This window comes from Aeromonas sp. Lyrl_2 (genome assembly GCF_051948815.1).
In the GTDB taxonomy this organism is placed as follows: Bacteria; Pseudomonadota; Gammaproteobacteria; order Enterobacterales; family Aeromonadaceae; genus Aeromonas; species Aeromonas veronii.
This window is the reverse complement of sequence record NZ_JAYJLJ010000006.1, coordinates 82,943-96,175: the sequence shown is the minus strand read 5'-3', so window position 1 is coordinate 96,175 and position 13,233 is coordinate 82,943. Positions and strand designations below refer to the sequence as shown.

Below are 13,233 nucleotides of genomic sequence, written 5' to 3'. Positions count from 1 at the left end.
GCAGGCCACATTTTCAGCTATTTTCCGCCACCGGTCTCATCGGTTGAGGCGCATGGAGTTGGTTACTACGATGAGTGAACTTAGCGACATGCCCGCCGCCGCCAGATAGGGGGGCAGCCAGCCGCAGGCGGCCAGCGGCAGCACCAGCAGGTTGTAACCGATGGACCAGGCGAAGTTCTCGATGATGATCTTGCGGGTACGCATGGCCAGTACTCTGGCCTCGAGCAGTCGACTCAGGTCATCAGCCAGCAGGATGGCATCGGCGCTGTTTTTCGCCAGATCGGTGCCACCAGCCATGGCAAACGAGGCGTGAGCTCCGGCTAGTACCGGGGCGTCGTTGATGCCATCGCCCACCATGATGCTGATATCCCCCTGGGCTTCTCGGGCCTTGAGGTACGCCAGCTTGCCATCGGGTGAGACCCCCTTGACCAGCTCATCCACCCCCAGCTCGCGGGCAATTTCGTCTGCCTGCAAAGAGCTGTCGCCTGTGAGCACGGTAGTTTGCAGACCGGCTGCCTTGAATGCTGCGATCAGCGCCCTGGCATCGGGGCGCAGGGTATCTTCCAGATTGAAGCGGGCCAAGACCTGCTGCTCGTCGGCCAGATAGATAGCCAGACCGCGGCCGTGCTCTTGCGCCGGACCCAGCCCAAGCCAGCGGGCACTGCCGATGCGGTAGCGTACGCCATCCACCAGCGCCGTGATGCCGTGACCGATGACCGGGGTGATCTCGCGGGCGGATGGCAGCACATTGATACTGTCGGCGGGCAGCCGGAAGGCGCGGGCAATCGGGTGCTCGGATTGCGCCTCCATGGCCCGGGCGATGGCGAGGCAGTGCGTCTCGTCCATCTCTGCCAAGGTGGTGGTGCCGGTCAGACTGATCTCCCCTGTGGTCAGGGTGCCAGTCTTGTCCATCACGATCCGGTTGGCCTTGGTCAGCACGTCCAGCACATGACCACGGCGCAGCAGAATGCCGTTGCGGGTCAGATTGGCGGTGGCCGAGGTCAACGCCGTCGGGGTGGCCAGCGACAGGGCACAGGGGCAGGTGGCCACCAGCACGGCGAGGGTGACCCAGAACGCCTGATCCGGTTGATGGAAGTGCCAGAAGGTCCAGACCGCGGCGGCAATGATCAGCAGCACCAGAATAAAGTGGCGTGACAGCTGATCCGCCATCTGGGCGATGGCTGGTTTGTCATCAAGAGCGTGATCCTGCAGCCGCATGATCTGGGCGATCCGCGACTCTTCGATACGGTGGCTGACCCGGATCTGCAGCGGCGCATCCGTGTTGATGGTGCCGGCATAGACCTGATCTCCGCGCTGTTTGAGCAGGGGCAGCTGTTCACCGGTCAGCATGGATTCGTTGAGGCTGGCTTGCCCTTCGACAATGATGCCGTCCGCCGGCAAGGTGGCGCCGGCCAGTACCCGCACCCGATCGCCGACCTGCAAGGTCTTGGCCGCTACCTCATGCTCCCCTTCATCATCGATGCGGGTCGCCATGATGGGCACCAGTCTGGCCAGGTTGGAGCTCGATTCCGACGCCTTGCGCCGGGCCCGCAACTCGAGAAAGCGCCCCAGCAGCAGGAAGAAGACGAACATGGTGATGGAGTCGTAATAGACCTCACCGGTATTGAACACGGTGGCCCACATTGAGGCGATAAAAGCCCCGATCAGCGCCAGCGACACTGACACATCCATCGACAGGTGACCCTGTTTCAGGCTGCGCCAGGCACCCACGTAAAAGGGTTGGGCCGAGTAGATCATGATGGGGGTGGAGAGCAGCAGACTTATCCACTTGAAGTAGACCATGAACTCATCTTCAACACTGATGAAGAGGTCCATGTAGAGGGCCACAGCGCACATCATCACCTGCATCGAGCCCAGCCCTGCCAGTGCCAGCCGGAACATATAGCTGCGCACCTCTTTGGCGTAGAGCGCCTCCTGTTGATGGGTCTGGAACGGATAGGCGCGATAGCCGATCTGGGCAAATCCCTTGAGGATGTCACTCAGGGAGAGCTGGCCCGGATCCCACTTGATGCGGGCACGGTGGGTGGTGGTGTTGACGTTGATGTAGCGCAGGCCGCCAAGGGTCATCAGGTGGCGTTCGATCAGCCAGGCACAGGCGGCGCAGGTGAGCCCTTCAACTGTCAGCTGGATTTCGCGAAGGGTACCGCTATCGGTGACAAACTCCTGTTGCACTTCTGCCAGATCGTAGTGGGTGAGTGCGGCCAGCTCCTCGGGCACCAGATCGCCCTTGGTGCCGGGAGCGGTGCGGTGATCGTAGTAACTGGCGAGGCCGCACTCCATGATGGTTTCTGCCACCGCCTGACAACCGGGGCAGCACATGGGGCGAACAATCCCCTTTATCTCGAGGGAATAGCCACTATTGGCGGGTACCGGCTCGCCACAGTGAAAGCAGGGGGTCATGCGTTATGCCTCCCTGAATGCAGAATGCAAGCAGCAGGGGCGCTGGCGAGAACCGGCTCGCCACAGTGAGAACAGCCGGTCATGGCTTAGCGTCCTTTCGGGTCGAGTTCGACAGGGGCCAGGGTGGGCAGCTGGACGGTCTCTTGCAATCGCCACTCGTGATCGAAAGCATCGACCCGAATGTGCCACTTGCCGACCAGCGGCTTGTCGAAATGGAGGCGATAGGTGCCGCTCGCATCGGCGGTGATCATGTGTTCGCTGTCCTGACCGGCCAAGGTCGGGTGGAACAATGAGAGATAGAGAGCTTGCCCGGCAGGAATGTCACCGCTGATGGGTTTGAGGGTCAGCTCGTTGCCGTCAACCACCAGCCCAAAGCGGATATTGAGCGCTTCGGAGCGGTCAAACTTGCTCAAGTCCTGATTGATCTCTTTCCCTTGTTTGTAATAGTCCTCGGCCACCAGATTGACCCCATCCTTGCTAGCGATGATGGCGGTGGCGATGCTGCCGACAACGGCGGCAGTGGGGAGGGCGATGATAAACCAGGGCCAGAATTGGCGATACCACGGTTTGGATAGAGGTTGGGTCATGATTGCTACTGCCATGAAACGAATGATTAACGTGGAAGATGGTTTTTACGCAACACAAGATAACAAAAAGCCTCGAGGAGTCGAGGCTTTTTGCTGTGTAATCACGTGTTTATCACATGTTACAACGTTACGGGCGAACCTTATTTGGCAGACTGTTGATGAGACAGGCTGTAAACGTAGGAGGCCAGCAGGTGAACCTTGTCCTCACCCAGAATGTCTTTCCAGGCTGGCATCACACCGTGACGACCGTGGGTGATGGTTTGTACCACCACTTCGCGGGAGCCACCGTAGAGCCAGGTGTTGTTGGTCAGATCTGGCGCACCGACGGCGACACCGCCCTTGGCATCGGCCCCGTGGCAGGCAGCGCAGATGGCAAAGCGTGCTTCACCTTTCTTCGCTTCCACCAGGTCAACCTTGCGACCGGAGAGGCTCAGCACATAGGAGGCCACTTCCTGAACGCCATCTTTGCCGAGGATTTCACCCCAGGCCGCCATGATCCCCTGACGACCGCCCATGATGGTGGTCTTGATTTGATCAGGCTGGCCGCCCCATTGCCATTCGCTGTCGGTCAGGTTCGGGAAGCCGCGACCACCACGGGCATCGGAGCCGTGACACTGGGAGCAGTTCTGCAGGAACAGACGCTGACCCACTTTCAGGGCTTCCGGATCCTTGGCGATCTCGGTGATGGCACGATAGGTTTTGCCATCCGCTTCATAGGTGAGTTCACGGAACTTGGCGCCGTAGATCTCGTCAGCCTTGGCGACCTCACGGTCATACTCCACCGCGCGACCTTCAGCCTTGGCCGATTCGGTTGCAGCCTTGGACTCGGCCAGCGAGCGCACGTCCTGGTTGGAACTTTGCCAGCCCAGCAGGCCTTTGAAGTTGCCAAGCCCCGGGAAGGCGACCAGATAGACCAGACCGGTGACGATGAAGAAGAGGAACATGTAGGTCCACCACTTCGGCAGCGGGTTGTTGATCTCCTCGATGCCATCGAAGGAGTGACCCATCGATTTGCCTTCTTCCACACCCATCTTGTCCTTGCGGCACCACATCAGCAGCAAGAAGCAGCCGAGGATGGTTCCCAGACTGATGACAGTCACAAAAATGCTAAACAGAGTGCTCATTATTGTTTCGCTCCTGCGTTCTTTTTATCAGCACCGGGTTGCTCATCATCGGCAAAAACCAGATTGGCAGCCTCGTCGAAAGAGGTCTTGCGGCGTTTGCTGTAGGCCCAGACGATGATGCCAATCATGATGGCCATCAACAGCAGGGTATACAGACCGCGAAATGTGCCGTAGTCCATCTTCGCCTCCTTATTTCAGGGCATGACCCAGTGATTGCAGATAGGCCACCAGCGCATCCAGCTCGGTTTTGCCCTTGACGGCTTCGCCCGCACCCTGAATATCGGCGTCGGTATAGGGCACACCGAAGTGATCGCGGAACAGCGCCAGCTTCTTGGCGGTCATCTCGCCGGTCAGCACATTGGTATCAAGCCAGGGATAGGCGGGCATGTTGGATTCCGGTACCACATCGCGCGGGTTGATCAGGTGAACCTTGTGCCACTCGTCGGAGTAGCGGCCACCAACACGGGCCAGATCCGGACCAGTACGCTTGGAGCCCCACAGGAAGGGGTGCTCCCAGACGCTCTCACCGGCGACCGAGTAGTGACCGTAACGCTCGGTTTCGGCACGGAACGGACGGATCATCTGGCTGTGGCAGTTGGTGCAGCCTTCGCGAATGAAGATGTCGCGTCCTTCCATCTGCAGAGCGGTGTAGGGCTTGAGGCCCTCCACCGGCTCGGTGGTTTGCTTTTGGAAGAACAGCGGAGTGATTTCAACCAGGCCCCCCAGACTGATGGCGAAGATGATGCCGACCACCAGCATGGGAACGCTTTTTTCAAATATTTCGTGACGGTTATTGTTGCTCATGGGTTGACCTCTTCAATCATGCTGGCTGGGCGACAGGTTCCAGAGAACCTTTGGGCGCAGTGATGGTGCGATAGGCGTTGTAAGCCATCAGCAACATGCCGGTGACGAAGAAGCAGCCACCCAGGAAGCGCACGAAATAGAAGGGATAGGATGCCTGCAACGCTTCAACGAAGCTGTAGGTCAGGGTGCCGTCTTCGTTGACTGCACGCCACATCAGGCCCTGCATCACGCCGGAAATCCACATGGCAACGATGTAGAGCACGGTGCCCACGGTAGCCAGCCAGAAGTGAACGTTGATCAGCTTGACGCTGTACATCCGGCCCTGGCCGAACAAGTTCGGGATCAGGTGATAGACAGCACCGATGGAGACCATGGCAACCCAGCCCAGCGCACCGGAGTGCACGTGACCGACGGTCCAGTCGGTGTAGTGGGAGAGGGCGTTGACGGTTTTGATCGCCATCATCGGGCCTTCGAAGGTCGACATGCCGTAGAAAGAGAGGGAGACGATCAGGAAGCGCAGGATGGGGTCATAACGCAGTTTGTGCCAGGCACCGGAGAGGGTCATGATGCCGTTGATCATACCGCCCCATGAGGGGACGAACAGGATCAGGGACATCACCATGCCCAGTGACTGAGCCCAGTCAGGCAGTGCGGTGTAGTGCAGGTGGTGCGGACCGGCCCAGATATAGAGGGAGATCAGCGCCCAGAAGTGGACGATGGAGAGGCGATAGGAGTAAACCGGGCGACCGGCCTGCTTGGGCACGAAGTAGTACATCATCCCCAGGAAGCCAGCGGTCAGCAGGAAGCCTACCGCGTTGTGGCCATACCACCACTGCACCATGGCGTCCATGGCGCCGGAGTACATGGAGTAGGACTTCATGCCGGAGAGCGGCACTTCCATGTTGTTGACAATGTGCAGCACCGCAACGGTGATGATGAAGGCGCCGAAGAACCAGTTGGCCACATAGATGTGGGAGGTGGTGCGCTTCATCAGGGTGCCGAAGAAGACGATGGCATAGGCGACCCATACCACAGTGATGGCGATATCAATCGGCCACTCCAGCTCGGCATACTCTTTGGCGGAGGTGTAACCCAGCGGCAGAGAGATGGCGGCAGAGAGGATGATTGCTTGCCAGCCCCAGAAGACGAAGGTTGCCAGCGGGCCACCAAACAGTCTGGTTTGACAGGTGCGCTGCACCACGTAAAACGAGGTGGCCATCAGTGCACTGACGCCGAAGGCGAAGATCACTGCGTTGGTATGGAGGGGCCGCAGACGACTGTAAGTCAGCCACGGGGTCTCGAAGTTGAGGGCAGGCCAGATCAACTGGGCTGCGATCAGTACGCCAACCGACATGCCGACAATTCCCCAGACAATCGTCATGACGGTAAACTGGCGAACAACGGTGTAGTTGTACTCAGGATGGTTAGTTGTATGGCTCATCGTTATATTCCGCTTCCGATGCTGCTGTTGTTTGGTTTTGTATCCGGAGAACCGGACTGGCTTCATCAGCCACCGCCGACCAGTTGTTAACATCTGTTAACGAAAGGAAAAGCAAAAGATGGCTAAATGAAAACTGCATGGGAATGATACTGAACTGACAGGTAAAATAACAGTATAAACAGTGATATATTTGGCTCCGTCCGGTCTCGATATGGCAGTTTTTTACCTTGTTCGAGATCACAAAAAACTATTTTAATTGCATCTTAATCGGGCTGTTTTTGATGAAAGAGAGACTTACCGCACGTAAAGTTTTGCACCTCGTACTGGTATTGGCGCTGTTATTGGCGCTGATGGCCTATCGCACCTGGTTTTCGGACGATAACAGCGTCTCTGCTGACCAGAAAAAAGATCAGATTTGTGATCTTTCCCACACCCCTTGCAGCGCGCTGATTGGTGACAAGCCGCTGACGATCGCCATCAAGGAGTTACCGCTGCGTGCTGAACATGACTTTGCCATCGCTATTACCGGCGGCGATCCGGCCATCAAGCCGGTGAAAGCGACACTCGAAGGCAAAGATATGTTTATGGGCACCATCCCGGTGAGTTTTGAGCAAATAGACGGACAGTGGCAGGGGGTAACCCAGGTGGGGAGCTGTACATCACCCGTCATGATCTGGTTGTTAAATATCGAGTGGAGTAATGGTCAACGCCAGCAATTGGCGCTTTCCGTTGCCCGGGAATAACGGCGCAAGAGGTGAGGAGTGGAAAAAATATTTGAAATTTCCCGGCCAGGCGTTACCTTCCCCAAACCATCAGGGAGTGAAGTTCATTTAATCATGATTGAAAAACAACCGTTTTATCGCACCCTCAACCAGCAGGCCAAGGCGCTGCTGGAGGGGGAAACCGATCTGATTGCCAATCTGGCCAACCTCTCCGCGCTGCTGAATCAGGAGCTGGCGGAGATCAACTGGGTCGGTTTTTATCTGTTGCAGGGCGAGACCCTTGTATTGGGGCCATTTCAGGGCAAACCGGCCTGCGTGCGGATCCCGGTCGGCCGTGGGGTGTGTGGTACGGCAGTGGCAGAGGGGAAAACCCAGCTCATTGACGATGTCCACCAGTTCGACGGTCACATCGCTTGTGATGGCGCGAGCAACTCGGAAATCGTGATCCCGGTGCGCCGTGGTGGCGAGATCATCGGGGTACTCGATATCGACAGTCCGATTTTTAACCGTTTCGACCAGCAAGACCGGATTGGCCTCGAAGAAACGGTGCAAATTTTGGAAAGCATGCTCTAAGTCATTGCTAGATGGTTCGCAAAAGGCCCCAAGCTCTCTATAATGGGGCCTTTGTTGTGCTCGGGACGTGCCCGTGCGTTTATATGAAAGCCAAGGTTATACATGGAAAACACTGAGAAGCTGAAGAACAGTAAAGAGATCGTTGCCTACCTGGTCGAGAAATTCCCGGCCTGCTTCGTTGCTGAAGGAGAGGCCAAGCCGCTCAAGATTGGCATCTTCCAGGATTTGGCCGAGCGTCTTGCTGACGATGCCAGAGTCTCCAAGACCATGCTGCGTTCCGCACTGCGTCAATACACCTCCAGCTGGCGCTACCTGCACGGTCTCAAAGCTGGTCAGGCTCGCGTTGATCTGGATGGCAACCCGGGCGAGCTGCTGACCGAAGAGCACATCGAGCACGCCAAGCAAGCTCTGAAAGAGAGCAAAGAGCGCGTATTCGCCAGCCGTCGTACCAATACCAAAGAGAAGGATGAGAAGGCCAAGAAGCCCCGTCGTCCTGCTGTGCGCAAAACCGAGAAAGCTGATGTAGCTGCCAAGCCGAAAGCTGCCGCCAAGGCACCGGTCGCTGACGCTCCGCTGGTTAAAGTGGATGCCGCTACGCTGAAAGTGGGCCAGGATGTGCGCGTCGTTATGGGTAAATTCCCGGTTCCGGCAACCATCAAGGAAGTAACCAAGGACGATGTACAGGTCCAACTGCAGACCGGCATGATGGTGCGGGTCAAATCAGAGCACTTGGTTCTCTAAGGAGACAAATGTTGAAGCATGGCGTAATTCGTTTTTCCCTCGTTGCCTGTAGCCTGGCGCTTGCCGGGCTTGCACAGGCCATCGAGCCGGTGCTCAAGGAGAGTGATTTGCCTGTGTTGGCTCAAGAGAGCCAACATGCTACGGCCAGCAAGCGAATTACCAATCTGTTTACCCGCTCGCACTACAAACAGTTCAAGCTGGACGATGCCTTTTCCTCCGTGATTTTCGATAAATATCTGGAGAATCTGGACTACAGCCGCAACCTGTTTTTGGCCTCTGATATCAGCCGTTTTGAAAAGTACCGTAACGGTTTTGACACCGACCTCGAAAGAGGCCGTCTGGCTCCCGCCTACGAGATGTTCAACCTGAGTCAGCAGCGGCGTTATGAGCGGTTCGAATACGCCCTCAAACTGCTTGATACTCCTTTCGATTTTACCCAGACCGACAACTATGTGTTTGATCGGGAAGGGGCGGCTTGGCCCAAAGATGAAGCAGAGCTCAACGAGCTGTGGCGTCAGCGGGTCAAGTTCGATGCCCTGAGCCTCAAGCTCAGTGGCAAGGAGTGGCCCGAGATCAAGGAGCTGCTTGGCAAGCGTTACAACAACGCTATCAAGCGGATGTCCCAGACTGAGAGCGAGGATGTCTTCCAGCTCTTCATGAACTCCTTCGCTCGCGCCATCGAACCGCACACCAGTTACCTCTCACCGCGCAGTGCCGATCGTTTCAACACCGAGATGAACCTCTCGCTGGAGGGGATTGGTGCCGTGTTGCAGGCGGAAGATGACTTTACCGTCATCCGTTCTCTGGTGCCCGGTGGCCCTGCTGCCAAATCCAACCACCTCAAACCCGATGACAAGATCACCGGGGTGGGGCAGGAAGATGGCAAGATTGTCGATGTGATCGGCTGGCGTCTTGATGACGTGGTCGAGCTCATCAAGGGGCCCAAGGGGAGCAAGGTCAAGCTGGAGATCCAGCGCGGCAAGGGCGCAACCGCCAAAACCGAGCAGATCGAGCTGACCCGCGACAAGGTGCGCCTTGAAGACCGGGCGGCCAAGTCCAAGGTGATTAACGCCGAAGGCAAGAAGATTGGCGTCATCGAGATCCCGAGTTTCTACGTCAATCTGCATGACGACGTGATCAAGGAGCTCTCCAGCCTGAACAAGAAGAAGATCGATGGTCTGATCATCGATCTGCGCGGTAACGGCGGCGGCGCCCTGACCGAAGCTTCCGCCCTCAGCGGTCTCTTCTTTGCCAGCGGTCCCGTGGTGCAAATTCGTGATCACATGGGCCGTATCACGGTCAATGGCGATGACGATGGCAACGTCTACTACGGCGGCCCGATGTCGGTGATGATCGACCGCTACAGTGCCTCGGCCTCCGAGATCTTCGCTGCCGCCATGCAGGATTATGGCCGTGCGTTGATTCTGGGTGAAAACTCGTTTGGCAAGGGGACGGTGCAGCAGCATCGCAGCCTAGCCAAGGTCTATGACTTCTACGAGCAGCCGCTCGGTCACGTGCAGTACACCATCGCCAAGTTCTACCGGATCGACGGTGGCAGCACCCAGAACAAGGGCGTTGCGCCGGATATCAGCTTCCCGACACCGGTTGCTCCGGAAGAGACGGGCGAAAGCCGTGAGTTCAATGCGTTGCCGTGGGACAAGATTGCCTCCGCCAACTACGAGAAACTCGGCAACTTCGCCAGCGTACTGCCCAAGTTGCAGGCGGCGCACGATGCCCGGATCGCCAAGGATCCCGAGTTTGCCTATGTGATGCAGGACATCGCCGACTACAAGGAGGAGAAAGACAAGAAGTCGGTCTCCCTCAACGAGGCGGAGCGTGTTGCAGAGCAGGCGAAACAGGATGAGAAAGCGCTCAAACGTACCAACGAGCGTCTGGCACGTCTTGGCAAGCCGGCGGTGAAGAGTCTGGATGAGCTGCCCGCTGATTTTGAAGCGCCCGATGAGTATCTCATCGAAGCGGCCAATATCACGGCGGATCTGGTCAAGGTCAGCAAACGCAGCTGACAAGGCGACCTCCAATGCACAAGGGCGACTGCGGTCGCCCTTTCTTTTTGTCTGGCGTATCTGACGTAATGCAAATTGTTTGACCCCGCCAGTTGGTTGTGACAGCCTCGTTCTCGCCTTTAACAAGCGTGGAAGCAGACAATAATGACCGATCACTCCCAGGCCATGACGGCCAAATATCGCCAGGATTATCAGGCGCCGCTCTACTGGATCGACACCATCGACCTCGATTTCCAACTGCAGGAGCCGCTGACCCAGGTCACCGCCATCACCCGCATTCGTCGCAACGGCGAGCACAATGCGCCGCTCGTCCTCGATGGTGAACAGCTGACTCTCAAGAGCGTTGCCATTGATGGCATTCCCTGTGACCACTACGAGCAAGGCGAGAGCAGTCTGACCCTGTTTAACCTGCCGGCCGAATGTGTGCTGACCATTGTCACTCTGCTGGATCCGGCCGCCAACACCGCGCTGGAAGGGCTTTACAAATCAGGTGATGCCTACTGCACCCAGTGCGAAGCCGAAGGGTTTCGCCGCATTACCTATTATCTGGACCGCCCCGACATTCTGGCGCGCTACAGCACCCGCATTACCGCCGACAAAGCCCAGTACCCCTTCCTGCTCTCCAACGGCAACAAGGTCGACAGCGGTGATCTCGATGGCGGCCGTCACTTCGTGCAGTGGCAGGATCCTTTCCCCAAACCGAGCTACCTGTTTGCGCTGGTGGCCGGTGATTTCGATGTGGAGCGCAGCCACTACACCACCAAGAGCGGCCGCAAAGTGGCCCTCGAGATCTTCGTCGACAAGGGTAACCTCGATCGCGCCGGTTTTGCCATGGAGAGCCTCATCAACTCCATGCGCTGGGACGAGCAGCGTTTTGGCCTTGAGTATGATCTCGACATCTACATGATCGTCGCGGTGGACTTCTTCAACATGGGCGCCATGGAGAACAAGGGGCTCAACATCTTCAACTCCAAGTTCGTGCTAGCTAATCCGGCCACCGCCACCGACAGCGACTACCACGGCATCGAACGGGTGATCGGCCACGAATATTTCCACAACTGGACCGGCAACCGCGTCACCTGTCGAGACTGGTTCCAGCTCAGCCTGAAAGAGGGGCTGACGGTATTCCGGGATCAGGAGTTCTCCTCCGACCTGGGCTCCCGTGGCGTCAACCGCATCAACAACGTGCGTACCGTCCGCGGCCCGCAGTTTGCGGAAGATGCCGGCCCTATGGCGCACCCGATCCGCCCGGATGTGGTGATCGAGATGAACAACTTCTATACCCTGACCGTCTATGAGAAGGGGTCGGAAGTGATCCGCATGATGCACACCCTGCTGGGGGAAGATGCCTTCCAGGCCGGTATGCGTCTCTACTTCGAGCGTCACGACGGCTCGGCCGCCACCTGCGATGATTTCGTGCAGGCAATGGAGGATGCTTCCGGTGTCGATCTTGGTCGTTTCCGTCGCTGGTATAGCCAGTCCGGCACCCCCGAGCTGACCGTGACCGACGAGTACGATGCCGCCAGCGGTATCTATCGCCTCCATGTAAGCCAGCACACGCCGCCGACTCAGGATCAACCGCAGAAGCTGCCGCTGCACATTCCCCTCGATATCGAGCTTTATGACGAGCAGGGTGCCGTCATTGCGCTGCAGTATCAGGGCAAGGCCATCGGCAACGTGCTCGACGTGCTGGAAGCTGAGCAGACTTTCGAATTCGATCGGGTGCCGGTCAAACCGGTTCCCTCCCTGCTGCGGGACTTCTCCGCGCCGGTCAAGCTGCACTATGACTACAGCGACGAAGCGCTAGCCTTTCTGATGCGCTTTGCCCGCAACGAGTTTGCCCGCTGGGATGCGGCCCAGATGCTGATCAACAAAGCGGTCATCGACGGGGTGGCGCGGGTTCAGCACGGGCAGGGGGTTGAGCTCTCCCAGACCCTGCTGGCCGCCTTCGTCGCCATTCTGGACGACAGTGAACTGGATTTGGCCCTCAAGGCGGAGATCCTGGCGCTGCCCGGTGAGGCGACCCTGGCCGAGCTGTTCGAGGTGGCCGATATCGATGCCATCCATCAGGTACGCGACGCGATCCACACCCGTCTTGCCGAGGCCTTTGGTGTGCGCTTGGCGGCAACCTATCAGAGTTTGCGTCTGAACGGATATCAGGTAGTGCATGCAGATATGGCCAAGCGAGCCCTCAAAGGGGTAGTGCTCGGCTATCTGGCGGCGCTTGATGCAGAGCATGCCGATGCGCTGGTGCGCGAGCAGTATGCAACAGCCGACAACATGACCGACACCCTGGCGGCGTTGCAGGTGGCCAACGGCTATCTGCTGCCATGCCGCGCCGCGCTGCTGGCCGATTTCGAGGGCAAGTGGGCCAAGGATGGACTGGTGCTGGACAACTGGCTGCGGCTGATTGGCAGCAAACCGGCTGCCGATGTGCTTAGCGAAGTGAAACTGGCGATGAGTCACCCCACTTTCAGCATTCGCAATCCGAACCGGCTGCGGGCGCTGATCGGCAGCTTCGCCATGAGCAATCAGGTGCAGTTCCATGCGGTGGATGGCAGTGGTTACCGCTTCCTGACCGATCTGCTGATCGAGCTCAACCAGGTGAATCCGCAGGTGGCCTCCCGCCTCATCACTCCGCTTATCCAGTTCAAGCGACTGGATGAGGCGCGCAAGGCGCTGATCCGCGCCGAGCTGACCCGTCTGGCCAACCTTGAGGGGCTGGCACGGGATCTGTTCGAGAAGGTCAGCAAGGCGCTACAGCAGTAAGTATCGACGGGGCAGGGGCGTGAATGC

The 13,233-nt window shown here is 57.9% G+C and carries 11 protein-coding genes; 5 read left to right on the top strand and 6 right to left on the bottom strand.

Going from position 1 to position 13,233, the window contains the following annotated elements:
* Window positions 1-36: 36 nt before the first annotated feature.
* The 6 genes from VF684_RS07135 to ccoN form a co-directional block, all read right to left on the bottom strand.
* Window positions 37-2,421, bottom strand: coding sequence for a heavy metal translocating P-type ATPase (locus VF684_RS07135; RefSeq protein WP_323935283.1), 2,385 nt, complete (start codon window positions 2,419-2,421; stop codon window positions 37-39).
* Between the two features lie 86 nt (window positions 2,422-2,507).
* Window positions 2,508-3,008 (bottom strand): FixH family protein, encoded by a 501-nt coding sequence (locus tag VF684_RS07130; protein WP_323929119.1) that lies wholly within the window; start codon window positions 3,006-3,008, stop codon window positions 2,508-2,510.
* A 140-nt stretch (window positions 3,009-3,148) separates the two neighbouring features.
* Window positions 3,149-4,132, bottom strand: coding sequence for a cytochrome-c oxidase, cbb3-type subunit III (gene ccoP, locus VF684_RS07125; RefSeq protein WP_021230094.1), 984 nt, complete (start codon window positions 4,130-4,132; stop codon window positions 3,149-3,151).
* Window positions 4,132-4,311, bottom strand: a complete 180-nt coding sequence (locus VF684_RS07120) for a CcoQ/FixQ family Cbb3-type cytochrome c oxidase assembly chaperone (protein WP_005336620.1) — start codon at window positions 4,309-4,311, stop codon at window positions 4,132-4,134. The genes ccoP and VF684_RS07120 overlap by 1 nt, the downstream gene beginning before the upstream one ends.
* A gap of 10 nt (window positions 4,312-4,321) precedes the next feature.
* Window positions 4,322-4,936: a cytochrome-c oxidase, cbb3-type subunit II gene (gene ccoO, locus VF684_RS07115; protein WP_005336618.1), complete on the bottom strand. Its 615-nt coding sequence runs from the start codon at window positions 4,934-4,936 to the stop codon at window positions 4,322-4,324.
* Between the two features lie 16 nt (window positions 4,937-4,952).
* Window positions 4,953-6,377, bottom strand: a complete 1,425-nt coding sequence (gene ccoN / locus VF684_RS07110; RefSeq protein ID WP_005336616.1) for a cytochrome-c oxidase, cbb3-type subunit I — start codon at window positions 6,375-6,377, stop codon at window positions 4,953-4,955.
* 281 nt (window positions 6,378-6,658) lie between these two features.
* Between ccoN and VF684_RS07105 the strand changes: the two genes are divergently transcribed.
* The 5 genes from VF684_RS07105 to pepN all read left to right on the top strand — a co-directional run bounded on the left by VF684_RS07105 (window position 6,659) and on the right by pepN (window position 13,206).
* On the top strand, window positions 6,659-7,120 hold the full coding sequence (locus VF684_RS07105; RefSeq protein ID WP_118854770.1) for a hypothetical protein: 462 nt from the start codon (window positions 6,659-6,661) through the stop codon (window positions 7,118-7,120).
* 93 nt (window positions 7,121-7,213) lie between these two features.
* Window positions 7,214-7,672, top strand: coding sequence for a GAF domain-containing protein (locus VF684_RS07100; RefSeq protein ID WP_118853833.1), 459 nt, complete (start codon window positions 7,214-7,216; stop codon window positions 7,670-7,672).
* 102 nt (window positions 7,673-7,774) lie between these two features.
* A complete protein-coding gene (gene proQ / locus VF684_RS07095) occupies window positions 7,775-8,413 on the top strand; it encodes an RNA chaperone ProQ (RefSeq protein WP_005351923.1) in 639 nt (212 codons plus the stop codon).
* 8 nt (window positions 8,414-8,421) lie between these two features.
* A complete protein-coding gene (prc, locus tag VF684_RS07090) occupies window positions 8,422-10,437 on the top strand; it encodes a carboxy terminal-processing peptidase (RefSeq protein ID WP_139441338.1) in 2,016 nt (671 codons plus the stop codon).
* Between the two features lie 144 nt (window positions 10,438-10,581).
* Window positions 10,582-13,206 (top strand): aminopeptidase N, encoded by a 2,625-nt coding sequence (gene pepN, locus VF684_RS07085; RefSeq protein WP_139730693.1) that lies wholly within the window; start codon window positions 10,582-10,584, stop codon window positions 13,204-13,206.
* The last annotated feature ends 27 nt before the right edge of the window (window positions 13,207-13,233 follow it).

Coding starts and splice junctions, on each gene's coding strand:
- ccoO (WP_005336618.1), bottom strand. CDS start 4,936: ATGAGCAACAATAACCGTCACGAAATATTTGAAAAAAGCGTTCCCATG.
- proQ (WP_005351923.1), top strand. CDS start 7,775: ATGGAAAACACTGAGAAGCTGAAGAACAGTAAAGAGATCGTTGCCTAC.
- VF684_RS07130 (WP_323929119.1), bottom strand. CDS start 3,008: ATGACCCAACCTCTATCCAAACCGTGGTATCGCCAATTCTGGCCCTGG.
- VF684_RS07120 (WP_005336620.1), bottom strand. CDS start 4,311: ATGGACTACGGCACATTTCGCGGTCTGTATACCCTGCTGTTGATGGCC.
- ccoN (WP_005336616.1), bottom strand. CDS start 6,377: ATGAGCCATACAACTAACCATCCTGAGTACAACTACACCGTTGTTCGC.
- VF684_RS07105 (WP_118854770.1), top strand. CDS start 6,659: ATGAAAGAGAGACTTACCGCACGTAAAGTTTTGCACCTCGTACTGGTA.
- VF684_RS07100 (WP_118853833.1), top strand. CDS start 7,214: ATGATTGAAAAACAACCGTTTTATCGCACCCTCAACCAGCAGGCCAAG.
- prc (WP_139441338.1), top strand. CDS start 8,422: ATGTTGAAGCATGGCGTAATTCGTTTTTCCCTCGTTGCCTGTAGCCTG.
- VF684_RS07135 (WP_323935283.1), bottom strand. CDS start 2,421: ATGACCCCCTGCTTTCACTGTGGCGAGCCGGTACCCGCCAATAGTGGC.
- ccoP (WP_021230094.1), bottom strand. CDS start 4,132: ATGAGCACTCTGTTTAGCATTTTTGTGACTGTCATCAGTCTGGGAACC.
- pepN (WP_139730693.1), top strand. CDS start 10,582: ATGACCGATCACTCCCAGGCCATGACGGCCAAATATCGCCAGGATTAT.